This window comes from Yoonia sediminilitoris, from assembly GCF_003058085.1.
Lineage (GTDB): Bacteria > Pseudomonadota > Alphaproteobacteria > Rhodobacterales > Rhodobacteraceae > Yoonia > Yoonia sediminilitoris.
In genome coordinates, this window is record NZ_QBUD01000007.1 from 129,751 (window position 1) to 155,841 (window position 26,091).

General features: G+C 58.1%; 26 protein-coding genes. 20 read left to right on the forward strand and 6 right to left on the reverse strand.

Annotated features, from left to right (window positions below):
* Positions 1-98: 98 nt before the first annotated feature.
* Positions 99-1,001, forward strand: coding sequence for a DMT family transporter (locus C8N45_RS14100; RefSeq protein WP_108386889.1), 903 nt, complete (start codon positions 99-101; stop codon positions 999-1,001).
* Here C8N45_RS14100 and C8N45_RS14105 read toward each other — a convergent pair.
* Positions 943-1,599, reverse strand: a complete 657-nt coding sequence (locus C8N45_RS14105; protein WP_108386890.1) for a thiamine diphosphokinase — start codon at positions 1,597-1,599, stop codon at positions 943-945. The two genes, C8N45_RS14100 and C8N45_RS14105, sit on opposite strands and share 59 nt — an antisense overlap.
* Positions 1,600-1,746: 147 nt before the next feature.
* On the opposite strand from C8N45_RS14105, the gene C8N45_RS14110 reads away from it, so the two are divergent.
* Both C8N45_RS14110 and C8N45_RS14115 read left to right on the forward strand, forming a co-directional pair.
* A complete protein-coding gene (locus tag C8N45_RS14110; RefSeq protein ID WP_114427839.1) occupies positions 1,747-3,660 on the forward strand; it encodes a hypothetical protein in 1,914 nt (637 codons plus the stop codon).
* Between the two features lie 204 nt (positions 3,661-3,864).
* Entirely contained in the window at positions 3,865-4,398 is a 534-nt protein-coding gene (locus C8N45_RS14115; protein WP_108386892.1) for a cysteine dioxygenase family protein, read from the forward strand.
* A 148-nt stretch (positions 4,399-4,546) separates the two neighbouring features.
* On the opposite strand, the gene C8N45_RS14120 is transcribed toward C8N45_RS14115, so the two are convergent.
* Both C8N45_RS14120 and C8N45_RS14125 read right to left on the reverse strand, forming a co-directional pair.
* Complete coding sequence (locus tag C8N45_RS14120; RefSeq protein ID WP_108386961.1) at positions 4,547-4,756, reverse strand: DUF2842 domain-containing protein; 210 nt, start codon at positions 4,754-4,756, stop codon at positions 4,547-4,549.
* 5 nt (positions 4,757-4,761) lie between these two features.
* Positions 4,762-6,054, reverse strand: a complete 1,293-nt coding sequence (locus C8N45_RS14125) for an adenylosuccinate synthase (RefSeq protein WP_108386893.1) — start codon at positions 6,052-6,054, stop codon at positions 4,762-4,764.
* Positions 6,055-6,198: 144 nt separating this feature from the next.
* On the opposite strand from C8N45_RS14125, the gene C8N45_RS14130 reads away from it, so the two are divergent.
* The 3 genes from C8N45_RS14130 (at position 6,199) to pyrG (ending at position 8,832) form a co-directional block, all read left to right on the forward strand.
* Positions 6,199-6,594 carry a DUF6524 family protein gene (locus C8N45_RS14130; RefSeq protein ID WP_108386894.1) on the forward strand — a complete coding sequence of 132 codons (396 nt, stop codon included), beginning with the start codon at positions 6,199-6,201 and terminating at the stop codon, positions 6,592-6,594.
* Between the two features lie 76 nt (positions 6,595-6,670).
* Positions 6,671-7,027: a preprotein translocase subunit SecG gene (gene secG, locus C8N45_RS14135; protein WP_108386895.1), complete on the forward strand. Its 357-nt coding sequence runs from the start codon at positions 6,671-6,673 to the stop codon at positions 7,025-7,027.
* A 161-nt stretch (positions 7,028-7,188) separates the two neighbouring features.
* Positions 7,189-8,832, forward strand: a complete 1,644-nt coding sequence (gene pyrG / locus C8N45_RS14140; RefSeq protein ID WP_108386896.1) for a CTP synthase — start codon at positions 7,189-7,191, stop codon at positions 8,830-8,832.
* Here the strand turns inward: pyrG and C8N45_RS14145 are convergent.
* Complete coding sequence (locus C8N45_RS14145; protein ID WP_108386897.1) at positions 8,829-9,761, reverse strand: LysR family transcriptional regulator; 933 nt, start codon at positions 9,759-9,761, stop codon at positions 8,829-8,831. The two genes, pyrG and C8N45_RS14145, sit on opposite strands and share 4 nt — an antisense overlap.
* A gap of 106 nt (positions 9,762-9,867) precedes the next feature.
* Between C8N45_RS14145 and C8N45_RS14150 the strand changes: the two genes are divergently transcribed.
* Together C8N45_RS14150 and C8N45_RS14155 are read left to right on the forward strand one after the other, a co-directional pair.
* Positions 9,868-10,581 carry a DUF4386 domain-containing protein gene (locus C8N45_RS14150; protein WP_108386898.1) on the forward strand — a complete coding sequence of 238 codons (714 nt, stop codon included), beginning with the start codon at positions 9,868-9,870 and terminating at the stop codon, positions 10,579-10,581.
* A gap of 12 nt (positions 10,582-10,593) precedes the next feature.
* A complete protein-coding gene (locus C8N45_RS14155; protein ID WP_108386899.1) occupies positions 10,594-11,577 on the forward strand; it encodes an NAD(P)-dependent alcohol dehydrogenase in 984 nt (327 codons plus the stop codon).
* 40 nt (positions 11,578-11,617) lie between these two features.
* Here C8N45_RS14155 and C8N45_RS14160 read toward each other — a convergent pair whose 3' ends face one another.
* On the reverse strand, positions 11,618-12,361 hold the full coding sequence (locus C8N45_RS14160; protein WP_108386900.1) for a MipA/OmpV family protein: 744 nt from the start codon (positions 12,359-12,361) through the stop codon (positions 11,618-11,620).
* Positions 12,362-12,479: 118 nt separating this feature from the next.
* On the opposite strand from C8N45_RS14160, the gene rlmJ reads away from it, so the two are divergent.
* The 9 genes from rlmJ (at position 12,480) to C8N45_RS14205 (ending at position 20,026) form a co-directional block, all read left to right on the forward strand.
* Positions 12,480-13,271 (forward strand): 23S rRNA (adenine(2030)-N(6))-methyltransferase RlmJ, encoded by a 792-nt coding sequence (rlmJ, locus tag C8N45_RS14165; RefSeq protein WP_108386901.1) that lies wholly within the window; start codon positions 12,480-12,482, stop codon positions 13,269-13,271.
* A gap of 5 nt (positions 13,272-13,276) precedes the next feature.
* A complete protein-coding gene (locus tag C8N45_RS14170; RefSeq protein ID WP_108386902.1) occupies positions 13,277-13,717 on the forward strand; it encodes a tellurite resistance TerB family protein in 441 nt (146 codons plus the stop codon).
* Positions 13,718-13,866: 149 nt separating this feature from the next.
* The gene (locus C8N45_RS14175; protein ID WP_375342475.1) at positions 13,867-14,631 is read left to right on the forward strand and encodes an ABC transporter ATP-binding protein; all 765 of its coding nucleotides are present in this window, start codon (positions 13,867-13,869) and stop codon (positions 14,629-14,631) included.
* A gap of 24 nt (positions 14,632-14,655) precedes the next feature.
* On the forward strand, positions 14,656-15,384 hold the full coding sequence (locus C8N45_RS14180; RefSeq protein ID WP_181868945.1) for a transporter substrate-binding domain-containing protein: 729 nt from the start codon (positions 14,656-14,658) through the stop codon (positions 15,382-15,384).
* A 66-nt stretch (positions 15,385-15,450) separates the two neighbouring features.
* Complete coding sequence (locus tag C8N45_RS14185) at positions 15,451-16,335, forward strand: ABC transporter permease (RefSeq protein WP_108386904.1); 885 nt, start codon at positions 15,451-15,453, stop codon at positions 16,333-16,335.
* The gene (locus C8N45_RS14190) at positions 16,335-17,141 is read left to right on the forward strand and encodes an ABC transporter permease (RefSeq protein ID WP_108386905.1); all 807 of its coding nucleotides are present in this window, start codon (positions 16,335-16,337) and stop codon (positions 17,139-17,141) included. The genes C8N45_RS14185 and C8N45_RS14190 overlap by 1 nt, the downstream gene beginning before the upstream one ends.
* Positions 17,142-17,217: 76 nt before the next feature.
* Positions 17,218-17,901, forward strand: a complete 684-nt coding sequence (locus C8N45_RS14195; protein ID WP_108386906.1) for a type 1 glutamine amidotransferase — start codon at positions 17,218-17,220, stop codon at positions 17,899-17,901.
* Positions 17,898-19,250, forward strand: coding sequence for a glutamine synthetase family protein (locus C8N45_RS14200; protein WP_108386907.1), 1,353 nt, complete (start codon positions 17,898-17,900; stop codon positions 19,248-19,250). Before C8N45_RS14195 ends, C8N45_RS14200 begins: the two co-directional genes overlap by 4 nt.
* A complete protein-coding gene (locus C8N45_RS14205) occupies positions 19,247-20,026 on the forward strand; it encodes a hypothetical protein (protein WP_108386908.1) in 780 nt (259 codons plus the stop codon). Before C8N45_RS14200 ends, C8N45_RS14205 begins: the two co-directional genes overlap by 4 nt.
* On the opposite strand, the gene C8N45_RS14210 is transcribed toward C8N45_RS14205, so the two are convergent.
* Entirely contained in the window at positions 20,016-21,629 is a 1,614-nt protein-coding gene (locus C8N45_RS14210; protein ID WP_108386963.1) for an alpha-glucosidase, read from the reverse strand. The two genes, C8N45_RS14205 and C8N45_RS14210, sit on opposite strands and share 11 nt — an antisense overlap.
* 234 nt (positions 21,630-21,863) lie before the next feature.
* Between C8N45_RS14210 and C8N45_RS14215 the strand changes: the two genes are divergently transcribed.
* The 3 genes from C8N45_RS14215 (at position 21,864) to C8N45_RS14225 (ending at position 26,022) form a co-directional block, all read left to right on the forward strand.
* On the forward strand, positions 21,864-22,784 hold the full coding sequence (locus C8N45_RS14215; RefSeq protein ID WP_168769486.1) for an ABC transporter substrate-binding protein: 921 nt from the start codon (positions 21,864-21,866) through the stop codon (positions 22,782-22,784).
* A gap of 95 nt (positions 22,785-22,879) precedes the next feature.
* Complete coding sequence (locus C8N45_RS14220) at positions 22,880-23,962, forward strand: quaternary amine ABC transporter ATP-binding protein (protein WP_108386910.1); 1,083 nt, start codon at positions 22,880-22,882, stop codon at positions 23,960-23,962.
* Positions 23,959-26,022: an ABC transporter permease gene (locus C8N45_RS14225; protein WP_108386911.1), complete on the forward strand. Its 2,064-nt coding sequence runs from the start codon at positions 23,959-23,961 to the stop codon at positions 26,020-26,022. Before C8N45_RS14220 ends, C8N45_RS14225 begins: the two co-directional genes overlap by 4 nt.
* Positions 26,023-26,091: the final 69 nt, after the last annotated feature.

The following is a 26,091-nucleotide window of genomic DNA, read 5'->3' on the forward strand; positions in this document are numbered from 1 at the left end:
CCAAGCCGCAGCGCATTGTATTACCTATCACAACAATTTCCCCCCAGGTGGTGCAAGGTGGAATTGTCCCGCCCCGCACAAATCGCTAGGCATAGCAAATGAACCAAGACAAACCCTTTGTGGGCATTATCTTCATGCTCGCTTTTTGTGTGCTGGCCCCGCTGGGCGACAGCATCGCCAAGCTGTTGGGTGGGACTGTTGCGCTGGGTGTGCTTGTCTTGATCCGTTTCGCGATACAGGCCGCTATTCTGGTGCCACTTGTGGCCCTGTCAGGTGACGGGTTTCGGCTGCCCCGCGGGACATTGCTCTGGACGCTGATCCGCACATGCCTGCATATCATCGGAATCGGCATGATGTTCAGCGCGCTGAAGTTCCTGCCGCTGGCCGATGCGCTGGCGATTGCCTTTGTGATGCCCTTCATCATGCTGCTGCTTGGCCATTTCGTGATGGGCGAAGAGGTCGGACGCCAACGGATGCTGGCCTGTCTTGTGGGTTTTATCGGCACACTGCTGGTGATCCAGCCAAACTTTGTTGAAGTCGGCTATCCCGCACTGCTGCCTTTGGGTGTGGCGGTAGTCTTTGCGCTATTCATGATGGTCACGCGGCAGGTTGCGCGCAGGATTGACCCGATCAAGCTTCAGGCGATCAGCGGGCTACAGGCCACGGCAGTGCTGTTGCCGCTGATCTTGCTGATCCCTGAACAGGCGTCGTTCGATCTGTCTGGCAAGACTGTCGGTCTGCTTGCGCTGCTTGGTGTGATCGGCACGCTTGCGCATCTCTTCATGACATGGAGCCTGCGTTTCGCCCCCGCATCGACCCTCGCGCCGATGCAATATCTTGAAATCCCGTTCGGCACGGCGATTGGCTGGCTGATCTTTTCCGACCTGCCCAATGATCTAGCCGCTGTCGGAATCTGTATCACCGTTGCTGCCGGGCTTTATATCATTGTGCGGGAACGACGGCTTTCAAGACGGCCCCAAGTTGCGTCGGTGGCAGAGTAATCACCAGTGGCCCCTTCGCCGATATTTCCACCAGCGGGTCCTTGACCTGATTTGACGAACTGACCATGCCCGTTGGATGCATGCGCGCCGCCGTGATCGGCCATGTCAGGCCGCGCGCCGTGACGGTCACGTCATCGAGTGGCATCAGCCCGATACGCGTGCCCGCAGGCAACGCCAGCGACACGCCCTCTGGCGGAGTCAGAAAACTGATATCAGCCTCGTCAAGCAGTAAGATCCGGCGCGTGCGATTGCGGCCCAACACGTTGAGAACGCTCAGCAGATGGTCCAGCCGCCCCCCCGTGAACCCCATCGCCAGCACCGCCGCGGCAGAGACTCGTGCAATCGCCTTTTCGAAATCCGTGGTATCCTGCTCTGAAATGTGGCAGAGAATTTCCGAAAATGTGGCACGGGCCTGCTGCGACAGACTGTCCATGTCACCCACCACCGCCGCAGGCCGAAGGCCCGCCCTCAGACAATGATCCGCGCCGCCATCAACGGCTATATAGTTGTCAAAGAATGATAAAACCGACTTCATCTGTTCGGGATTCACGGCCGCTCCACCGATCAGGCCGACTATCCCGTTACTTGAAACAATCATGGCCACTTCCCGCTCACTTTGTACAATCCACAAACATTCCCTAAAACGGTCACAATATTATCCCTAATGTACCGTCAAACTGTTCTTCATGAAGTTCAAGTATCTGTCCAGAAGACGGCGGGCAGTTAACTAAAGAAAGTGGATAAAATGGGCGAGAGCAACAAAATCCTAAGCGTCACCTACGGAACTTTTTCGTGCCGGCTGGAGGGTTTCGATGACTCGGTCGAGACGATGAAAACCGTGGTGTCCTACTTCCATGAACTGGCGGGGCATGACCGATTCATGGACATGGACCCGCAGGCCCCTGACCTTGACGAATTGGCGGAAATGACCGTCGAGGAAAGCGGGATGGCCGTGACTGCCAAAGATGTGGCGGGCCATGTTTCCCTGCGCGTCCAGCGCCCCGAAGCCGAAACAGCGGAAGAGGCCGAGCGCCCGAGCCTGCGCATCCGTCACCCCGATCTGGCAGAGCAGGAAGAGCCCGACGCAGCCCAAGCAGACGCCACGGCAGAGGATGCGCATGACGTCGAGGATGATCGGTCCGATCTGGACGGTTTTGACGATGTTTCCGACCTTGATGAACTGTCCGAAGTGGATGATCTGGCCGATCTTGAAGCGCTTGATGATACCGCCGAAACCGCGCTTGAAGAAGACGCACAAGACGACGCAGCCGTTGAAGTCGATGCGGCACATGATTCTTCTGACCTCAATGAAGAAGAGGCCGACGACGTCCTCGCCGCAACCACGCCAGAGAATAATGAGCCCGTCAGCCATAACGAAGAAGAACTGACGTCCGAAGACGAGGAATACGAGGAAGACGAACTGGCGTCCCAGGAAGAGGACGTGGCCGAAGCACCTGAAGAAGAGCCTGCCGCCACAGAAAACGAGCCGGAAACCGCAGACGCGCCCTTCTATGACCCTGCGACCGCAACCGAGGACGATTCAGGCGACAGCGTCGCTGCCAAACTTGAACGTATTCGCGCCCTTGTCGGTCGTGTGCCGCCACCAAACCGCCCCGAACCTGCAAAAACCGTTGATCCGACCGAAGTCGGCAGCATCGTCGACCGTTTGTCGGCTTTGACAGGCACCTCCCCCGAAGAAGATGCACAACAGACCGAAGATCTTGTCGACGATTTCGATTTCAAATCGGACTACTCTGAACCGCTGGTCCTGTCCAATGAAAGCGACGCAGCCGGCGCCGACGATGCGACGGACGATGCTTCGGAGCTGGAAGAAAACGCCGCGCATGACGCGGATGCGGATGCTGAAGATCTGGAATCCCGGATGTCTGACGATGATGAGGACCCGTCTGATGATGCAGCCGGGGAACAAAAGGCCGAGAAACCGGTTGCGCGGATCAGGGAAATCCACTCAAAGCGCTATAACCTGCCGGAACATGACGACAGCGAAATGTCGCGGATCATGTCGCAGGCGGATGAGCGTCTGAACGAACCCGAAGGACGGCGCCACCGCGACGCTTTTGCACAGCTCAAGGCTGCCGTTGCCGCAACAGAGGCCGCCCGACAGCTTGGCGACCAGAACACGCAAGCCGACCCACGAGACGCCTTCCGCGAAGATCTGAACGAAGCGCGGCGCACCACCGGCGAGGATGAAAGCGGCGACACCGCCCAGCAAGAAGCATCGAAAGATGCCGCTCCGCTCCGCCTCGTTGCTGAAAACAGGATCGCCGAAGAAGAAGAGGCACGACCAGCCGCCCCGGCAGACCGATTGCGCCAGATCGCATCCGTAAAGGAATCCGGCGAAACAACGGGTGAAGGCTTTGCCGAATTTGCGGCAGCGCAGGGTGCAACGGAACTGGGCGATCTGCTGGAAGCGGCCGCCGCCTATATTGCCTATGTCGAAGGTGATGACGACTTTTCGCGCCCGCAAGTGATGAAAAAGGTACAGATGGCAGCGGCAGAGCAATTCAGCCGTGAAGACGGGCTGCGGTCATTCGGTCGCCTGCTCCGCCAAAGCCGTATCATCAAGCTGAACAACGGGCGTTTCCAAGTGTCCGAAGACACACGGTTCCGCCCCGACGGGCGCGCCGCACAGGGCTAAGCTCAGAAGCTGAAAGCAAAAGGCAGGGTCGCGCCCCTGCCTTTTTTGTTTCCAGAACCGGGTTCCTGTTTCTAACGCCGCCACATCAGCACGGGCAGTTGGGCGACATCGGCAGATATCCACGGTGCGGACAAGGCGGTCATTTCTTCATTTCATCAAGCTGTGTTATTCTCTTTATATTCCTACTGGAGAGGAGCGCGGGATATGTGGAATATGGAGCAATTTGTAGCCGACTGTCGAACCGCAGTGGATCAGGATGCATCTCACAAATCGGTGGCGGAGGTCGTCGACCGCGCAATGCGAGATCCTGCGAGCGTAACACAGGCTTTGGGAGAGCCAACCGAGAGTGGCATTATCCCGATTTACAAGTCGACTGACCTGACGATTGTCAATGTCATCTGGAAGCCTGGAATGACCGTCATGCCCCACAATCACGAAATGTGGGCTGTTATAGGCATCTACGGAGGTAGAGAGGACAACATTTTTTGGCGGCGCGTTGCCGATGATCCGGAAGGACGCATTGAAGCGGCCGGGGCGCGCGCGCTATCCACTGGTCAATGTGCCCCGCTGGGAAAAGATCTCATTCACTCTGTCACAAACCCAATCCCCAAATTGACTGGCGCCATTCACGTATATGGCGGAGATTTCTTCGAAGCTGAACGAAGCGAGTGGGACCCAGAGAACTTGACAGAACACGCCTACGATATGGCCAAGGTCCGTTCCCTCTTCGAAGATTGATCTGTCCAACGGCAACCACTGCAAATAAGTGATTTAGTAGAGTTAACGATAAGGCTGATTGGGCTCCGGACCGCCACTGGTCACTGGGCACCGGATAAAAGTCCGATTTGCGTCGTCAGCCTGCCTCGTTCGGACTGCTGAAATACTGCTACTCGTCGGGATCAGATTGACCGATCCCCATGAACACCCATTTCAACGGGAAAACCCAGCCGATACCCAAAACGACATAGATGACAAATTCCACGACCTTATGGAACCGCGACGCCTCTGACATCAGTGTGACCGCCAGAACGACATAGGCTGGCAGACCCACGACCAGAACAAAGAGCGCCAGACGTTTGCGTGCTTTGTAAGTCATCGGCATCAGTCCGAAAACGGATCAGTTACAAGGATCGTGTCCTCGCGCTCTGGCGAGGTTGAAACGAGAGCGACCGGGCATTCGATCAGTTCTTCGATACGGCGCACATATTTGATCGCCTGCGCAGGCAGGTCGGCCCAGCTGCGCGCGCCTTCGGTCGATTCTGACCAGCCGTCGATCTCTTCATAGATCGGGGTGCAGCGGGCCTGCTGGTCGGCGGCGGTTGGCAAATAGTCCAGCACCTTGCCGTCCAGGTCATAGCCCACGCAAATCTTGAGCGTTTCAAAACCGTCCAGCACATCCAGCTTGGTCAGCGAAATGCCAGACACGCCGGACGTGGCACAGGTCTGGCGCACCAGACAGGCATCAAACCAGCCGCAACGGCGCTTGCGGCCTGTAGTGGTGCCAAATTCATGGCCGCGCTCACCAAGACGCTGACCATCGGCGTCCTCGAGCTCTGTCGGGAACGGCCCCTCGCCCACCCGCGTGGTGTAGGCTTTGACAATCCCCAGCACAAAATCGATCGCCCCGGGTCCGACGCCAACGCCCGTCGCCGCCTGCCCTGCAATCACATTGGAGGAGGTCACAAACGGATAGGTGCCAAAATCAATATCCAGCAACGCACCCTGTGCGCCTTCAAAAAGGATCCGCTTGCCCGCTTTGCGTTTTTCGTTCAGCACTTTCCAGACCGGGGCGGCGTATTGCAGGATCTCCGGCGCAACTTCACGCAGTTTTGCCAGAACTCCGTCACGATCCACCGGAGCCAGCCCCAGACCACGGCGCAATGCGTCATGGTGAACAAGGGCACGATCAAGCCGCAGTTCAAGCGTGGCATCATCGGCCAGATCGGCCACACGAATCACGCGGCGGCCAACCTTGTCCTCGTAACACGGGCCGATACCACGGCCTGTTGTACCAATCTTGGCGACGGCGTTCTGATTTTCGCGCGCCCGGTCCAATTCACCGTGAAACGGCAGGATCAGCGGCGTATTTTCGGCTACCATCAGCGTTTCCGGCGTAATCTCAACACCTTGGCCGCGCAACGTTTCGATTTCGTTCAGCAGATGCCACGGGTCAAGCACGACACCATTGCCAATCACCGACAGTTTGCCGCCCCGCACGACACCCGAAGGCAGCGCATGCAGTTTGTAAATCTGACCATCAATAACAAGTGTATGGCCCGCGTTATGGCCGCCCTGAAAGCGCGCGATCACGTCGGCACGCTCTGACAGCCAATCCACAATCTTGCCCTTGCCTTCGTCGCCCCACTGGGCGCCAACGACCACCACATTTGCCATAACACGGATCCTTTTTGATGTCCGATCCGTCCTATACCGCCGCGCCCGCTGCTGCGAAACCGGAAAATTGTCACAAGGGCACACTGGACAGGCGACAGGACCGGCGGCATGTTCATCCCTAGGTCAAAGAATACGAGGGATATCATGAGCTTCTTCATTCGCTGGGTCTTTGCCTTTGTGCTTTTGACAGCCACCTACAATCCAACCCAGTGGAATTTTGTCCGCTGGAGCATGGCGAACTTCGAAACCAGCCTTTCCCTCAGCGTGCTTTTCGGACTGATCCTGCTGGTCGGCTACATCATCTATCTGCGTGCGACGCTCCGGTCGATCGGGCTGTTCGGGATGATCCTGATCCTGGCCGTGGTCGCCACTTTGCTTTGGGTGCTTTACGATCAGGGGCTGATTGACCTGAACGATCCGACGATCAACACATGGATCGCGATTGTGACCTTGTCGGTTGTGCTGGCGGTCGGGCTAAGCTGGTCAATCGTGCGCCGCAAGCTGAGCGGTCAGGCCGATATGGATGACGTGGACGAATAAGCGCCCAACAGGGGTTGCGGGAATGGGCTTCACCTTTTAGATACCGCTTGTTCGCGAACGCCTGAAAGGCCCCGTAATGGAAAACGTCGTCCTTATCATCCACCTGATCCTGGCACTCAGCCTGATCGGTACCGTGCTGTTGCAGCGGTCCGAAGGCGGCGGCCTTGGCATTGGTGGCGGTGGCGGTGGGGCGACCGGTGGCAGGCCCCCGGCAAGCGCGATGAGCAAGTTCACATGGATGCTGGCAATTGCCTTTATCTGCACCTCGATCGCGCTGACGTTGATTGCCGCCGAAAAGGCCGGCGGGTCGTCAGTTGTAGACCGGCTGGGTGATGGTGCCGTGCAGGACGAAAGCGCACCGGCGCTGCCTGATCTGGGTGACAGTCTGCTGCCGCCATCCGCAGACGAGCCTCTCGTCCCGACGGGCGACTAACCACAAGAAGTTGCTGGGTTTCTTGATCCGGCAACATGATATTGGGTCATGTGGTTGCGTGTCGCCTGCGAATCCGGCTATACTTAAACCCCGTGATGACGCGAATTTTCGACGGTTCGCTTTCCCACAATTTTGGAATTTTTCACGGGAGTCCCCTGCCAATGGCACGCTTTATTTTTATCACCGGCGGTGTTGTTTCCTCTCTTGGCAAGGGGTTGGCCTCGGCGGCACTTGGGTCGCTTTTGCAGGCACGTGGATTTTCCGTCAGGCTGCGCAAGCTTGACCCTTACCTCAACGTCGATCCCGGCACGATGTCGCCTTTTGAACATGGCGAGGTTTTCGTCACCGATGATGGGGCCGAAACCGACCTTGATCTTGGCCATTACGAACGATTCACAGGCGTCCCTGCCCGCAAGACGGATTCCGTCAGTTCCGGACGCATCTACTCCAACGTGCTCGAAAAGGAACGGCGCGGCGACTATCTGGGCAAGACCATTCAGGTCGTTCCCCATGTCACGAATGAAATCAAAGACTTCATTTCCATCGGCGAGGACGAAGTCGATTTCATGCTCTGCGAAATCGGCGGCACCGTGGGCGACATCGAAGGGCTTCCGTTTTTTGAAGCGATCAGGCAGTTTTCCCACGACAAGAAACGCGGCCAATGCATCTTTATGCATTTGACCTTGCTGCCCTATCTGGCCGCCTCCGGCGAACTCAAGACAAAGCCAACCCAGCACAGCGTCAAGGAATTGCAATCCATCGGGATCGCCCCTGATGTGCTTGTCTGCCGGTCCGAACATCCCATTCCCGAAAAAGAACGCGAGAAAATCGCCCTGTTCTGCAACGTCCGCAAGGAATGTGTCGTCGCTGCCTATGATCTGAAATCCATCTACGAGGCCCCGCTGGCCTATCACGAACAGGGCCTTGATCAGGCCGTTCTGGATGCGTTTGAAATCTCGCCTGCGCCCGCCCCCAAGCTGGACGTTTGGCATGATGTCTATGACCGCATCCACAACCCCGAAGGCGAGGTGAAAGTCGCCATCGTCGGCAAATACACCCAGCTTGAGGATGCCTATAAATCCATCGCAGAGGCGCTGACCCATGGCGGTATGGCCAACCGGGTCAAGGTCCGGATCGAATGGGTCGATGCGGAACTTTTCGATGATGGTGACGCGACCCCGCATCTGGCAGGGTTCCACGCGATCCTTGTCCCCGGCGGCTTTGGCGAACGCGGCACCGAAGGAAAGATCAAGGCAGCACAATTCGCCCGCGAAAAGAAAATCCCCTATCTGGGCATTTGTCTGGGCATGCAAATGGCGGTGATCGAGGCGGCGCGCAACGTGGCAGGCATGACCAAGGCGGGGTCGGAAGAATTTGACCATGAGGCAGGCAAGAAGCGATTTGAGCCTGTGGTCTATCACCTCAAGGAATGGGTGCAGGGCAATCACACGGTCGCCCGCAAGGCAGATGACGACAAGGGCGGCACGATGCGGCTTGGGGCCTATAACGCCAACCTGTCCGAAGGATCGAAGGTCGCCGAAATCTATGGCAGCACCACAATCGAGGAACGCCATCGCCACCGCTACGAAGTTGACACCAAATACCGCGAAACGCTTGAAAAGGCCGGGCTAAAGTTTTCGGGCATGTCGCCCGATGGCAAACTGCCCGAAATCGTGGAATGGCAGGACCACCCGTGGTTCATCGGCGTGCAGTTTCACCCCGAACTGAAGTCAAAACCATTCGCACCGCACCCGCTGTTTGCGGATTTCGTGCGGGCTGCGGTTGAAAATTCGCGGCTGGTCTAACTGCCAAGCGCCAAGGGCGCGTCTTCCCTGTCACGGCGCAATTCCTGCGCCAGAAAATCAAACACCCTGCGGATACGGCGATTCGTCGTCAATTCACGGTGGGCCACCAGCCAGATCGGAAAGACAATCGGCTCAAGATCCGGCAACACCCGGCGCACGCAGGGTTCCGCATCGCCGATATAGGCATCCAGAATGCCGATACCTGCCCCCTGCCGCACCAGTTCCCACATCACGATGTAGCTTTCCGTGAGCAGGGGGAAATTCGCCTCTGTCAGGCCAAGCCCCAGCGTGTTCAGCCCTTTCATCATCATGCCGGAATGATCCATGTTGATGAAATCCGCATGGCGCAGGTCATAGGGTTTGGTCGGGTGGCCTATGGATGCAATATAGTCGGGCGTAGCGTATAAAATCGCATCCGCATCACCGACTTTCCTGGCAATCAGATCCGGTTCAGTGGGGCGGAAATTGCGGATCGCGATATCAGCCTCGCGGCGGCGCAAATCACTGGCATGGTTGGACACGACCACTTCGACCTGAATACCCGGTTCTTCGGCGCGCAGCTTTTTGATGATAGGCGGCAACAGAACAGACGCATAGGTTTCACTGGCTGAAATGCAGATCGTGCCTTCCAGCGCCTGCGACTGCCCCAGCGCGGTCAAGGACACACGGCCTGCCGCCTCTCCCATAGCGCGCACATGATCCAGCAGTTCCAACCCGCTCGGGGTCAGCGTCAGACCGCGCCCGACCCGTTCGAACAGGACGATCCCCAACTCCTGTTCCAACCCGTCCACCTGCCGGCCCAAGGTCGGTTGCGCCATGCCCAGCGCACGGGCGGCCGCAGACAGTGACCCTTCCTCCGCAGTGACCAGAAACGCCCGCGCTTTGTTCCAGTCAAATTTTACCGACCGCCAATCCATGCATATCTGCATATCAAATGACAGAATTTGGTCAATTCGTATTGGTCCATGCGCAGGCTAAACCAAGGGCACAAACAACCATCGTCCACCATCCAATGGATGAACGAAAGGAAACGCGATGAAATCCGACCAACTCGACCCCGCTTTTGCCCGCATGGCAGGCGCGCTTTACCTCACAATCGCCCTGTGCGGCGGCTTTAGCATCGGCTACGTCCCGATGCAGATCGTGGTTTCCGGCGACGCTGCCGCTTCTGCCAGCAATTTGCTCGGGCACGCCGGTCTGTTCAAACTGGGTGTGCTGGCTGACAGCGCCGTGATCCTGTGCGAGATTGCGATCACTGTGATCCTGTACCAACTGTTCCGCCGCGAAAGCCCGACAATTGCAATGATGAGCGTTATCGCCCGCAGCGGAATGATCTTTGTGATGGGGATCAACCTGATGCTTTGGGTCATGCCCTACGGTCTGCTGACCCTGCCGTCTGACTTTTCGCTCGCCGAACGGCAGAACCTTGCGCAACTGTTTTTCGACGCACACGGCCTTGGCATTTACGCTTGGCAGATCTTCTTTGGGGCGCATCTGCTGGCCCTTGGCGCGATGGTCCTGCGCAGCCGCGCAGTCCCGCAGATTTTGGGATGGGGGCTCTTTGTCGGCGCATTCGGCTATCTTGTGCAGGCATTCTATGAATTAACCTTTAGCAGTAACACCACTCTGGGCTACGCCATCATCGGTCTGCTTGTCATCGTCACAATATCAGAGATCAGCTTTGGCCTTTGGCTTCTGATCTTTGCGCCGCGACGCGCATCTCAAACAACAACTTTCAAACACGCTTGAAGGGCCAGCATCATGCAAGCTTATACTTACAAAGAATACGGTGCACCCGAGGTGCTGCACATAATCGAATTGCCAACACCGACCCCAAAGGCCGACGAGGTCCTGATCAAGGTCAAAGCCACGACCGTCAGTGCAGGCGACTGGCGCGCCCGCAGCATGACAATGCCAGCCGGTATGGGGCTGATCGGTCGACTGGTCTTTGGCATCTTTGGTCCGCGCAAGGGCATACTGGGCACCGAATTGTCCGGCGTGATCGAAGCGGTTGGTGCCAATGTGACCAACTTCCGCCCCGGTGATGCAGTCATCGCATTTCCCGGCGGCGGGTTTGGGGCCCATGCGGAATTCATCACCATGCCCGCAACGGGAAAACTGGTCCCCAAGCCCGACACGCTGCGTTTTGAAGAGGCCGCAGCAATCCCTTTCGGGGCCACGACCGCCTATGATTTTCTGATCAACAAGGCCAAATTGCAGTCCGGCGAAAAGGTGCTGGTGAATGGCGCATCAGGGGCAACAGGATCTGCCTGCGTGCAAATCGCCAAACATTTCGGGGCCGAGGTGACAGCCGTATGCAGTGCAGCCAACGCCGATCTGGTCCGCAGCTTGGGCGCAGATCACGTGATCGACTACCGCGCCAAGGATTTCACCGCAGACGGCCCCTGCTATGACATGGTGGTCGATACGGTCGGCAACGCACCATGGCACCGCACCCGGCACGCCTTGGTTCCCAAGGGGCGGATGGTGATGATTGCCGGTTCCGCGTCAGACATGCTGTTTGGCGCCATCAAGGCGCGTTTGCGCGGCAAGCAACTGATCGGAGGCGTGGCGTCAGAATCGGGTGAAATTCTGGGGAAGGTCGTGGAACTGGCAGCGCAAGGGCACTACAAGCCGGTAATCGACCGATGTTACGATTTCTCGCATATGGTCGACGCACACCGCCATGTCGATACAGGTCACAAGAAAGGTAATGTGGTTGTGACCGTCGGCGCGCCAAACTGAACAGGCTTGCCCGGTGTCAGAACCAAAAGGTTATCCAGCGTCAGAACCCGAAGGTTATCCTGCGGGTCAACACAATACTTCCCGTCACCTGATCTTCGGATTGGGTGATTGGGCTGCTGGCAGCATCCTCCTGCAACCGGTCAAACCTGATGCTGCCGGTAACGCCCCAGTCTTCATTGAATTCATAGGTCGCCTCGGCTTTCAGGCCCTGGCTCAGGAAACCGCCCTGCGCGTCGAATTCATCAAACGCGCTTGCGCTGCTCTCTTCCGCGGTGACACCGAAATAGGTTTGCGCATAATCATCGCTACCCCAGAACAAACGCGGCCCCGCACTCAGCGTGACTTGGTCAGAGGGGCGGTAAATCAGATCTCCGCCAACTTCACCCACCAACGATTCATGACCGATCACACCATAGCGCAGGTTTGCAAAAACCTTGTAACCCGGCTGCGCATACTTCAGCCCGCCGCCAACCTCGATCGAGGTATCGACATCGGCCAGACCCGTCAGCTCATCGAACTCTTCCGCGCTCCGCTCGCTGACGATCCGGACAGAGCCGCCAAAACCAAGCCCGGTCCCGCCGCCGCCGCCGCCAAAATCACCAAACTGGAAACGCTCGATCGAAAAGCTGCCAGTGGCGCCAACGTTATTGGCATCGGCACCCGGATACTCGGGCTTGCTTTTTGCTCCAACGCCCAGACGCAGCGTCACGCCATCGGCGTCCTGCGCAAACAGGGTTTGCGGGACCATAAGGGCCACGGCAAGAATGGCGATACGCAGTTTCATTTACAGACTCGGATATCTCTTTGATTCCAAAGCTATCTCATTTGGCCCACCGAACAAGCCCTCTTGGAAAATTGTCGCTATTTCGTTACTTGCCGAGAGCAGGAAAAAGGGGCCGCAGATGCTGTCATATCAACACGGCTATCACGCCGGAAATCTGGCGGATGTGCATAAGCACAGCCTTCTGGCGTGGATACTGGCCTATCTGACCCGAAAAGATAAGCCGCTGAGCTACCTTGAAACCCATGCGGGGCGGGGCCTTTATGATCTGTCGGATGACGCGGCCATCAAAACCGGTGAGGCCGCAAAAGGAATTACTGTGGCCCGGGACTGGTTTGAACAGGATCATCCCTATGCGCAGGTTCTGCACCGCATTCAGCAAAAACACGGGGACAGCGGCTACCCCGGATCGCCCCTGATTGCGGCAGAGTTGCTGCGTCCGATGGACAACATCCATCTGGCCGAACTGCACCCGCAGGAATACGCAGCACTGACAGAAAACATGTCGCCCTATGGGGGCATCTTTCGGCAACGCGACGGCTGGGAAATGGCCATGTCGCTTTGCCCGCCAGACCCGCGGCGCGGTGTGCTGATGGTCGACCCGTCCTTCGAGGTCAAAGCCGACTATGACGCGATCCCAGACTTTTTTGCCAAAATCCATCGCAAATGGGGGGTCGGCGTTTTGATCCTGTGGTATCCGATCCTCACCGACGGCCCGCACAAACGCATGACGCAGGCCCTGCAGGCCGCGATCCCGGGTGGTATCCTGCACGAAGTATCCTTTCCCCCCGCGCGACCCGGACACCGGATGGTCGGGTCCGGCCTGTTTGTGGTCAATGCCCCTTACGGTTTCACACAAGCCTGTGACACTGTCAGCACCCTCTTTCACAATGCATTCAAGCAGCCTATGTAACGGTCATGTTTGGTGATTTCCTCCGGCGCTTGACCGCCCCCGACCCGCAACCCCTGTCCGACCCTGATGCACGACTGGCGCTTGGCGCGCTGCTTGTGCGTATCGCGCGGACAGATGGCGACTATGCCAAGGCAGAGATCGCACAGATCGACGCAGCCCTTGGCCGCCGTTTCGATCTGGATGCCGACGGCGCGGCAGAGCTGCGCGCACAATGCGAGGTGCTGGAATCCGAAGCCCCCGACACCGTGCGTTTTACCCGCGCGATCAAGGACGCCGTTGGTCATGACGACAGGCTGGCACTGGTCGAGGCGATGTGGGCCGTCGTGCTTGCCGACGGCGTGCGTGACCAGGAAGAAGACAGCTTGATGCGGATGGTCGTGAACCTGCTTGGAATCACCGATCAGGAAAGCCATGCCGCGCGACTGCGTATCAGCAACGGCACCTGAGGTTGTAGGCACAGCCAAGACTGCATCGCGGCTGCCTAATATTGCGGCTTTCGCTACGTAAAGCTGCATAAAAATCGCGGTTGGACGTTGCAAATGGCTGCAATCTCGGCCCTACTGTCCTGCATATCAAATGTAAGAGCTGTCTGCCTGTGAACGCACCCGTCATCGAAATCCGCGACCTGCATAAATCCTATGGCGATCTCGAGGTCCTCAAAGGCGTTGATGTGACAGCGCCTGCGGGGCATGTGGTGTCGCTGATCGGGTCATCGGGGTCGGGCAAATCAACGCTCTTGCGCTGTGCGAACCTGCTGGAGGACAGCCAGCAGGGGGACGTGTTATTTTGCGGTGAACCTGTGATCTGGAAAGGGACGGGCCAAAGCCGCCACCCCGGCGATCACGCCCAGATGATCCGCATCCGCACAAACCTGTCGATGGTGTTCCAGCAGTTCAACCTGTGGGCCCATATGACCATTCTGCAAAACGTGATGGAAGCCCCCGTCACCGTTCTGAAACGCGACAAGGCCGAGGTCGAAGAGAAGGCACGGGCCTACCTCGCCAAGGTCGGGATTGGCGACAAATGCGATGTTTATCCGGCGCAACTGTCGGGCGGGCAGCAACAGCGTGCGGCGATTGCACGCGCGCTCTGCATGGAACCAAGGGCGCTTTTGTTTGACGAACCGACCAGCGCGCTGGACCCCGAATTGGAACAGGAGGTGGTCAAGGTGATCAAGGACCTCGCCACCGAGGGCCGCACGATGATCATCGTCACCCACGACATGCGACTGGCGGCAGATGTCAGCGACCATGTCATTTTCCTGCACCAAGGCAAAATCGAAGAGGAAGGCGCGCCGGACGTGCTTTTCAATCACCCAAAAACCGACCGGTTGCGCGGATTTCTGTCTGCCACCCAATAATCATCACACTCCGGGAGAAACATGATGAAGAACCTGATCCTTACCACCACGGCATTTACCCTGCTTGGCGCGATGGCCATGGCCGACGGTCATTCAGTTGTGCGTCTGGGCACCGAAGGCGCCTACCCTCCGTATAACTTCATCAACGACGCAGGCGAAGTTGACGGGTTCGAACGCGAAGTCGGCGACGAGATTTGTGTCCGCGCCGAACTGACCTGCGAGTGGGTCACAAACGAATGGGACAGCATTATCCCCAACCTCGTGTCCGGCAACTATGACGCTATCATCGCGGGCATGTCCGTAACCGAAGAACGCATGGAAGTCATTGACTTTTCAGAGCAATATACGATGCCCGACCCCTCTGCATACCTTGCGATGGGCGAGATCGACGTGAACACAGCCGTGATCGCAGCCCAAGCCAGCACCATTCAGGCCGGTTACGTTGCCAGCCTCGAAGGCGCGACTCTGCTGGAATTCGCTAGCCCCGATGAAACCATCGCAGCGGTGAAAAATGGCGAAGCAGACGCAGTTCTGGCCGACAAAGGCTTTTTGGAGCCCTTCGCAGAGGCCGAAGCAGACCTGTCCATCATCGGCGATGATGTGGCCATCGGCGGTGGCATCGGCATGGGTGTGCGCAAGAGCGACACAGAATTGCGCGACAAGCTGAGCGCGGCAATCGTCTCAATGAAGGACGACGGCACGCTAAACGAGCTGATCGTGAAATGGCTGCCCGGTTCACTGCCTTTCGAATAAAAAACAGCGCCCCGCCTGACAAGGGCGGGGCGTATTCCTTGCCTGACTTGCGCCAAAGGCCACAGTATTTTCAGTTACTGCACAGATCCAGCCACCCTTGACGGGCTTACATGGCTTAGCTGCTACCTGACGACGGGCAAGCATATGTCCATCTATTGGGCTGTTGGCACTGTTCTACTGCTTCTGGCGATCACAGCACCAACCGCGCTTGCATTCGGGTTCGGCGGTGCCGCTGCGGCCCGAAGCCCGATTGCCCCCCTGCGCTGGTTTGGCAAAACCTACATCGCCATTGTCCGCGGCATTCCCGACATTGCGTTTTTCCTGTTCTTCGTGATCGCGCTGGATCAGGCGTTCGAATATCTGCGCCACAAGTTCAAATGCCCCGATTGGGACCAGCCGATCCGGCAGGGCAGCGATTTTGTGGTGTGCGAAGCGGCCAAACTGCCATTGGGAAACGCGCCGCAGTGGCTGCATGAAACCTACGGGTTTTTTCTTGCGGTCCTGACCTTTGCCATCGTTTTCGGGGCATTTGCCGCCAATGTGCTGTTCGGAGCCATGCGCGCCGTGCCCCGTGGGCAGCTTGAAACGGCCGAAGCTTACGGCATGTCGCAGCGGCAAACCTTCTGGCGGGTGCTGGTGCCGCAAATGTGGGTCTATGCCCTGCCCGGCCTGTCGAATCTGTGGATGGTTCTGATCAAGGCGACCCCTCTGCTGTTCCTGCTGGGCGTGGAAGATATCGTTTATTGGGCGCGCGAGCTGGGCGGGTCGAAAACCGAGCGTTTCACAGACTATCCCCACGGTGACTGGCGGATGTGGTACTTCCTTGCCCTGCTGGTTTTCTACCTGTGCTTTACCAAACTGTCCGAAGTGGTGTTGGACCGGATCATGTCCCGCCTGACACACGGTCAGGCAACCGCAGCAGGCGAAGCCCAGCGCAAGGCGGCCGCCTGATGGAATGTTGGGACACAATCGCCGCCTACGGACTGCGCTCGCTGGGAATAGGAGAGCGGCTTTTGCCGCGCGCGGATTTCACACTGTGCCAGCAATTCACCCTGATCGGATCAGGCATGATCTGGAACGTCTATTTCGGCGTGCTGGCCTTGTGCAGCGGCTTTTTTCTGGCAACGGCCGTGGCCATGGGCAAAGCCGCGCGAAACCCGTGGCTGCGCAAGCCGTCAGAGTGGTTCATCTTTCTGTTCCGTGGCTCACCGCTCTTTATCCAGTTCTTTTTCGCCTATTTCCTGTTTCTCAGCCTCAAAGGGGCCTACCCATTCTTCAGCCCGCTTACATCCGCTTGGGCTGGCGCATTGGTGGTCCTGATCCTGAACACCGCCGCCTACTCGGGCGAGATTTTCTACGGCGCGCTGCAATCCATACCCAAAGGCGATATCGAGGCGGCAGACGCCTACGGCCTGTCCGGCTGGTCGCGCTTCACACGGGTGATCTGGCCCACCATGCTGCGGCTGGCATGGCCAGCCTATACCAACGAAGCGATCTTTTTGTTCCATGCAACCGCACTGGTGTTCTTTTCGGGGTTTCCCGCGCTCCAGCAAAAGGGCGACGCGCTTTATTATGCGAACTACTTCGCGGACAAGACCTTCAATCCGTTTGTGCCCTACCCGATCCTTGCGGGCTATTTCATTCTGCTGACACTGATCGTCATCAGTATTTTCGGGCTGATCAACAGACGTCTGAACCGGCATCTGCCACAAGACAGGCGGGCAAAACTGCGCATCCGTCCGGCGATCATCCGCTAGCTTTCACAGCTGACTGGCTTGCGGCACCTGTGGATTAGGTCTAGCGTTTCCGACAATACCACCACGAGAACACACCATGAAAATAGGCATTCTGCAAACCGGGCACCCCCCGGACCAACTGCGCCCGGACTACGGTGACTATGACCGGATGTTCGCCGACCTGCTGGATGGGCACGGATTTGCATTCGCCTCCTATGATGTCGAAGGGATGGTGTTTCCCAAATCCGTCACCGATTGCGACGGCTGGCTGATCACCGGGTCCAGACATAGCTCCTACGAGGATCACCCCTTCATCCCCCGGCTTGAAGCGTTCGTGCGCGCAGCCTATGCCGCTGATGTGCCCATTGTCGGCATTTGCTTTGGCCATCAGATCATTGCACAGGCCCTTGGCGGTAGGGTCGCAAAATATCCTCAGGGATGGGCAGTGGGCCGCCAGACCTATGACTGGCAGGGCAAGCAGGTCGCCATCAACGCATGGCATCAGGATCAGGTCATCGCCCGCCCCGCGGCAGCCACCGTCTGCGCCAGCAGTGCCTTTTGCGAAAACGCGGCACTGGTCTATGACAAACGGATTTTCACAGTGCAGGCGCACCCGGAATTCGATTCCGAATTCACCGGCAAACTTGCGCAAACGCGCGGCAAGGGCGTTGTCCCGCAAGCATTGCTTGACCAGTTGCACGCCACGCAGGACCTGCCGATTGACACCCCACTGGTTGCGCATCAGATCGCAACCTTTTTCAAGGAACGCAGGCTGCAATGAACTGGATTGACAATATTCCCCCCGCCGCACGCTCCTATCTTGAGGCGAACCGACTTGATGAGGTTGAATGCGTGATTGCCGACCTGCCCGGCATCGCGCGCGGCAAGGCCGTGCCTGCCACAAAATGGGACAAGCAAAGCCATTTTCACCTGCCCAATTCCATCTTTTTCCAGACCATCACCGGCGATTGGGGCGAAGCGGCGGGGCCTGACGGGTTTCTTGAACCCGACATGATCCTGCGCCCTGACCTGAGCACCGCAACTGCGGCGCCATGGGCCACCGACGGGACCTTGCAAGTCATCCATGACGCCTTTGACCAAAAGGGGGCACCGGTTTCCTTTGCCCCGCGCAACGTCTTGCGCCGCGTCATCGACCTTTATACCGCCGCAGGCTGGAAACCCGTCGTCGCCCCGGAGATGGAATTCTACCTTGTGGCCCGCAACATCGACCCCGCCAAGCCGATCGCCCCCATGATGGGCCGCACCGGGCGCCCTGCGGCAGGCCGGCAGGCCTATTCCATGTCTGCGGTTGATGATTATGGGCCTGTCATTGACGACATCTATGAATTCGCCGAAATCCAGGGGTTCGAGATTGACGGCATCGCGCAGGAAGGCGGCGCTGGCCAGCTTGAGATCAACCTGCGCCACGGCAACCCGCTGAAGCTTGCAGACGAGGTGTTTTTCTTCAAACGGCTGATCCGCGAGGCGGCGCTGCGGCACGATTGTTTCGCCACCTTCATGGCCAAACCGATCGAGGGCGAGCCGGGGTCAGCGATGCATATCCACCATTCCGTTCTGGACGCGAAGGGACGCAATATCTTCACCGGACCGCAAGCGGGCGAGACGGATGCGTTCTTCCACTTCATCGGAGGTTTGCAGGAACATCTGCCCGCCGTGGTTGCGATGATTGCCCCCTACGTGAACAGCTACCGCCGCTATGTCCGCGACCATGCGGCACCCATCAACCTTGAATGGGGCCGGGACAATCGCACCACGGGCATTCGTATTCCGATATCCGATCCGGCTGCGCGACGTGTCGAAAACAGGCTTGCGGGGATGGATTGCAACCCCTACCTCGCCATTGCCGCATCGCTGGCCTGCGGGTATCTTGGTATGAAGAACGAACTGCGCCCGGACAAGCGCTGGCACGGCGATGCCTATGAGGCCGAAGACGCCATCCCCCGCGATCTGTTCAGCGCGCTTGAGCTTTTTGATGCTGCAACCGACCTGCAACAGGTGCTTGGCCCTGACTTTGCGCGTGTTTATTCGATCGTCAAACACGCCGAATATGACGAGTTCCTGCAAGTCATCAGCCCATGGGAACGTGAACATCTCTTGTTAAACGTATGATCAGACACGGGTTTGCCATCCTTCTTTTGACTGCCCTCACCCAAGTGGGCGGCATCGCTTGGTTGCTGGCCCTGCTTACCCGGAGTTTCGGGCGATTTTTCGTCCTGTTCCTTGCCTTTTATACGGCCCTGTCCGTCGGGGCACATTTCGCCGCTCCGATGGCAGGGCGCACCGCATTGCCCTGTCTGGATGCGGGCCCAACTCAGGTTGCTGTGCTGAACCCGCTTTATTGCGCGCTTAACCGCAATTACGTCACTTCCGCTATGAAAACGCATGCCGACGCAGTGGCGAGCCACATGCACGAACAGTTCCCCGGCACCCGGACGCGCGCGCTTGATGCAAGCTTTCCTTTGCTTGATGGCTTTCCGCTCTTGCCGCACCTCACGCACGATGACGGGCAAAAGCTGGACCTTGCGCTTTATTGGGATGATGCGGCGGGCACATACCAACTGGCGCGCGCTAAATCCATCATTGGCTATTGGGGCTTTGCCGTACCCCGCGCGGGCGAAACGCAGTCCTGCGCGGATGAAACCGGGCTTAGCCTGCGTTGGGATTTGGACTGGCTCCAGCCCTATCTGCGCGATTGGACATTGAACGAAGCCCGCACAGGCGCCGCACTGCGCTGGCTGGCCAATAATCCGACGGGCACGGATTATAAACTGTTCATCGAACCGTACTTAGCAAAGCGGCTAGGTGTGCAATCAGAGCATGTGCGTTTTCAAGGCTGCAAAGCCGCGCGCCATGATGATCACATCCATGTGGAATTCAGACCGTAACGTGCAGCGCATCCGCATGTGACAAATAGGCAAACCCGTTGCCCGGCAGCGTCAATCGCTGATCCTGCAACAGCGCATGATACGGACCGACCAGTTCAGCCACACCGTCCAGATCGAGTTGTTTTTCATCCTTGGACAGGTTGAAGACACAGGTCAGTTGCTGGTCGCTGGCCCGCCGGGTAAAGCCCAGCAGCGGCTCTGGCAAATCAAGGAAACGCTTGGTCCCTTCCGTCAACGCCGGGCTATCTTTGCGAAATGCGATGGCGTCGCGATAGAATGCCAGAATACTGCCCGCACCCTGCGTATCCACGGCACGCGCCAGTTGCGGCGGTTTGACGGGCAGCCAAGGCGCACCTTCGGTAAAGCCACCATGCATTGCATCCGCTTCCCAGACCATCGGCGTGCGGCAGCCATCGCGGCCTTTGATACCGGGCCAGTAACGCAGCGCAGGCGGGTCCGTCAGTTCTTCGTAGACCAGTTCGCTTTCGGTCAATCCAAGCTCTTCACCCTGATAAATTCCCACCGTCCCTTCAAACGCCATCAGCATGGCACAGGTCATGCGTGCAACGTGATCTTCGCTGACGGCATGATCACCCCAACGGGTCACGTGGCGGGGCACATCATGGTTGCTGAAAGACCAGTAGGGGTGGCCATCAGGCGCACCCTGCCGGAACCCGTCAATGCAGTTGCGGAAATGTTCGGCGCTGAAATCAGGCCCCAGCATGGCAAAACTATAAGCCATGTGCAGCCGGTCGGTCCCTTGGGTATATTCGCCCATCACGCGGGCAGCGCGGCTGCCACCCTCGCCCACTTCGCCAACCATCATGATGTCATCATACTGATCTGTCAGCGTGCGCAGTTTTTCCAGAAATCCGAGATTTTCAGGGCGGGTCTTGTTATAGATGTTATCCTGCATCCCATAAAGATCGGTCGCCATCACCTGCGGCGCAGCCTGTGCCGGAGGATTGGAGCGCAGCAGCTGATCGTGGAAAAAGTAATTGACCGTATCCAGCCGAAAGCCATCCAGCCCACGATCCAGCCAGAATTTGCAGGTGTCCAGAATGGCGTCCACCACCTGCGGATTGTGGTAGTTCAGATCAGGCTGCGCCGCGAGAAAATTATGCAGGTAATATTGGCCGCGCTGGGGGTCGAATTCCCACGCCGGCCCGCCAAAGTGGCTATGCCAGTTTGTCGGCGGCGACCCATCAGGCAGCGGGTCCGCCCAGACATACCAATCCGCCTTGGGATTGTCGCGACTGGCCCGGCTTTCGCGGAACCACGGATGCTGGTCGGATGTATGTGACAACACCTGATCTGTGATTACCTTCAGACCGAGTTCATGCGCCCGCGCAATCAGCGCATCAAAATCCGCCAACGAGCCGAACAACGGGTCAATGTCCTTATAGTCGGACACGTCATAACCCATATCCTTTTGCGGGGATGTGAAAATCGGCGACAGCCAGACACCATCTGCGCCAAGCTCTGCAATATGCGGCAGCCGTTTGATAATGCCCCGCAGGTCGCCAACACCGTCGCCGGTACTATCCTGAAAAGAGCGCGGATAGATCTGATAGACCACCGCATCACGCCACCATTCCCGCATATTATCGTCTCCCCTGATCTGGGGCACAATATCAAACCATGACCTGACTTCAAAAGCTTTCGGCCCTGTCCAGTCACTTAATTCTTCTTGCGCTTTTGCGAAAAGCAAACACCCGAAATGCGCCTCTTCCACGACGTGTGCCTGCACGCCTGTTCTGTGGTATTTGGGCTCAGCCCCTCGCCAAGACGAAAGCTTTCCAATAAACACGTAAAAAACGACAATAGGGAGCCTCCAATGAACGTCACACTGAAAACCGGCATCGCAACCATCGCGATTGTCACGGGCATGGCCGCACCAGCGCATGCCGACGCCATCAAGATCGCAGTCAACGAATGGACAGGGCAAAACCTGTCAGCCTATATCGCAGGCGCCGTTCTGCAGGAAATGGGACAAGAGGTTGAATATGTTACCGCCGGCGCCGTGCCGCAATTCGCCGCCATCGCCGATGGCAGCCTGCACTTCCAGCCGGAAACATGGACCAACAACGTGGGCGAAATCTACCCCAAGGCAGTAGACGCGGGTGATATCACGGTCGTCGGCGAACTGGGTCTGCGTCCGCTCGAAGGCTGGTTCTATCCTCCCTACATGGAAGAACAGTGCCCCGGCCTGCCATCCTACGAAGCGCTCTATGACTGCGCGCAAGCCTTTGCCGCCGCAGACACCTTTCCCAACGGGCGCCTGATCACATACCCCGCAGACTGGGGAACACGGTCAAACGATCAGGTTGCTGCCTTAGGCCTGCCTTTCCAGCCTGTTGCAGGCGGCAGCGAAGGCGCGATGCTGGCGGAAATGAAGTCTGCCATTGCCACCGAACAGCCGATGCTGATGATGTTCTGGCAGCCGCACTGGATCCATGCCGAGATCGCGCTGAACGTCGTCGAATGGGACAGCAGTTCGCCCGATTGTCTGGCCGGTGTTGACCAGTCACGCGGCAACGCCTGCGGCTTCGCGCAAGCCTCTGTGCAGAAAATCGTGTCCAAGGATTTCGCGGACACATGGCCCGAAGCCTATGCATTCGTTGAATCATACGAGTTGTCAAACGACGTGCAAAACGCCTTGATCCAGCGGGTCGATCAGGACGGCCTGTCAGTCGAAGAAGCTGTTGCAGAGTGGATGAGAGACAACGAAGCGACTTGGCGCGGCTGGACCAGCTAAGCGTTTCGGTATGAACATGCCGGAATAACCTTGCAGGTGGCAACTTTTGCCACTTGCACATCCGCGCACACCGCGTGGCAACAGGAGAAAGCCCCATGACCGCACCCAAATCCACCGTTGGAGAGGTCAAACTATCCTGCCGTAATGTCTGGAAAATCTACGGCGACCGCCCCGGTGCCTATTTTGACGGGACCAACGGAAACGTCGGCGACAATGCGGCGGCCCACGCCCAAAAAATCCGCGACGCAGGCGATATCGTGGCCAGCGCCAACGTGTCGTTCGACGTGCATGTCGGCGAGATCTTCGTGATCATGGGGCTGTCAGGGTCGGGCAAGTCGACCATCGTACGCTGTCTGTCGCGGCTTGTTGAACCAACCGCTGGCGAAATCCTGTTCAACGGACAAAACCTGCTGACCCAATCCAAGCAAGAGCTGATCAATTTCCGCCGTCACAAGATGGGTATGGTGTTTCAGAACTTCGGATTGATGCCGCATCTGAATGTGTTGGATAACGTGGCCTTTCCGCTCGAATTGCAGGGGGTGCCCTTAAAAGAACGGCAGGCCAAGGCGCAAAAAGTGATTGATCTGGTCGAACTGACGGGGCGCGAGACAAGTTTCCCCCGCGAATTGTCAGGCGGGCAGCAACAGCGGGTCGGGATTGCACGGTCATTGGCCGTCGAACCTGAACTGTGGTTTCTTGATGAACCCTTCAGCGCGCTGGACCCGTTGATCCGCCGCCAGATGCAGGATGAATTCCTGCGCATCCAGTCCGAATTGCGCAAATCCATTGTCTTTATCACCCATGACTTCCTCGAGGCGCTGCGCATCGCTGACCGGATGGCGATCATGCGCGATGGTGAAGTGGTCCAGATCGGGCGCCCGGTCGACCTGATCCTGAACCCTGCTGACGATTACGTGCGCGAATTCACCAATGACGTGCCTTCTGAAATGGTTCTGACGGCGGGTGACATCGTGCAACCGGGCGCGCAAGCCACGCCGGGACTGCAAGCGGTTGATGCCACGACATCGCTGGCGACCCTGCTGCCCCTGCTTGCCGCCAACGAAGACGGGATCGCCGTGCAGGGCCCTGGCGAAACGACGCTAGGGGTGATCAAGGCCCGCGACGTAATCAGCGCCTTGGCAGACACCAAGGGTGGCCGGCTAGAGGCCGCACAATGATGCGCAACGGCCAACCGCTGATCTGGGGCGGTCTTGCGGCCATTACACTGGCCCTTTACGTCTTTGCCGCACAATTTCCGTTCCTTGTCAGTTTCCCCGATACGTGGGTGGCCTCGCCCACCGATGCGATGAACCGTTGGATGAACGGCTTTGTCGATACATTCGGGCCTGCGTTCAAAGCCGTTGGCTGGCTGCTGGAATGGCCGATCTGGGCAGCACAGGGCCTGCTTGGCATTCTGCCTTGGTCGGTCACAACAATTTTTCTTGTTGTGCTCGGCTATGCAGCCTCTGGCTGGCGACTGGCGCTGTTTGTGGCTTTGTCACTGCTTTACATGGCTGGTATCGGCTTTTGGGATGAAAGCATGAACAGCCTTGCCATCGTGCTGATTTCTGTGCCGATGGCGCTGGCTGTCGGTTTCGGGTTTGGCGTCTGGGGGGCCTATTCAGAGCGGGCCAAGCGGGTCATCATGCCAATGCTGGACCTGCTGCAAACAATTCCTGCTTTTGCCTATCTGCTACCGATCCTGATCCTGTTCGGATTCGGAACAACCGTCGGGCTGGTGGCGTCGATCCTCTATGCGTTCCCGCCTATGGTGCGCAACACGATCCTTGGGCTGCGCGCCGTGCCGCCCGAAATAACCGAGGCTGGCCTGATTTCAGGGGCGACACCGTCACAGCTTTTCTGGAAAGTGCGCCTGCCCGCAGCACAGGCCCAAATGCTGCTGGGCGTGAACCAGACAACCATGGCATCGCTGTCGATGGTAATCATCGCCTCGATCATCGGCGGCACCAACGACATCGGTTGGGAAGTCCTTTCAACCATCCGCAAGGCGCAATTCGGTGAAAGCCTGCTCGTCGGCTTCGTGATCGCGCTGATTGCCATGGTGCTGGACCGGATCACCTACGGGTTTGCCACCAAAGACCGCGCACAAGGGCGCAACAGGAACGCGCTGAGGCTGTGGGGCATCACCGCAGGCGCCATGATCGTGACCGGGCTGTTGTCCCTGCTGATCCCTGCCTTGCACACATGGCCCGATGCGCTGGTGTTTGACCCCGCGCCCCAGATGAACGAAGCGCTGGAATATGTGGTCATCAACGGACGCGAAACGATTGATACGATCAAGAACAGCGCGTTCTTCTTCATCATGCTGCCGATCAAGATCGGCCTGAGCAAGGCGGTCAGCCCGTTCACCTGGGGGTTTGCCCTGTCACCGCCAATCATCGCAGGCTACGCACTGATCGTGGCGGGCGTTGCCGCATGGGCCTTTGTGCGGGGGCGGGCAACACTGGCCAGCCTGATCGTTCTGGGCAGCGTGTTCTTGTTTATCGGACTGACAAATGTGCCGTGGGTGGCGCTTTTTACCACCCTGATCTGCGCCAGCTACATCATCGCCGGGCGCGGGCTGGCGATCGGCACAGCGTGCGCCCTGCTGTTCCTGATCGTGGCTGGCATCTGGCCGCAAACGGTCCTTTCGCTTTATCTGTGCGGCGTTGGCGTTCTGATCTGCTTTACCTTCGGAACGGCGATTGGCATCTGGGCATCAGAAAGCCGGGTTGTCTCTGCCATTGTGCGCCCGATCATCGACACGCTGCAAACCATGCCGCTGTTCGTGATCCTGATCCCCTTTGTCATGGTCTTCAAGATCGGCGAATTCACCGCCGTGCTGGCCGTGATTGCCTATGCCATCGTGCCCGCCATTCGGTACACCGAACACGGGCTGCGCAACCTGCCCCCCGCTGTGACAGAGGCCGCTGAAGCCATCGGGGCGACGCGCACGCAAATGCTGTTCAAGGTGAAACTGCCGCTTGCGCTGCCCGCCATCATGCTGGGGCTGAACCAAACAATTATCTATGCGATCGGGATGCTGGTGATTGCGGCACTTGTGGGAACCAACGGGCTGGGCCAGCAAATCTATATCGGCCTGGGGGATGGCGACTTTGGGGTGGGCATGACTGCGGGCATCGGCATGGCCGTGATCGCAATGATCGCCGACCGGATGACGCAGGCCATCAGCAAGCGCAAACAGGAAGAATTCGGAGTTTCGTCAGACATAATCTGAACCTGCTCACCAGCGTCTATATGCCATAGGAGTCTCACCTTTGGCTCACATCTCAGGTCAAGGGCGACA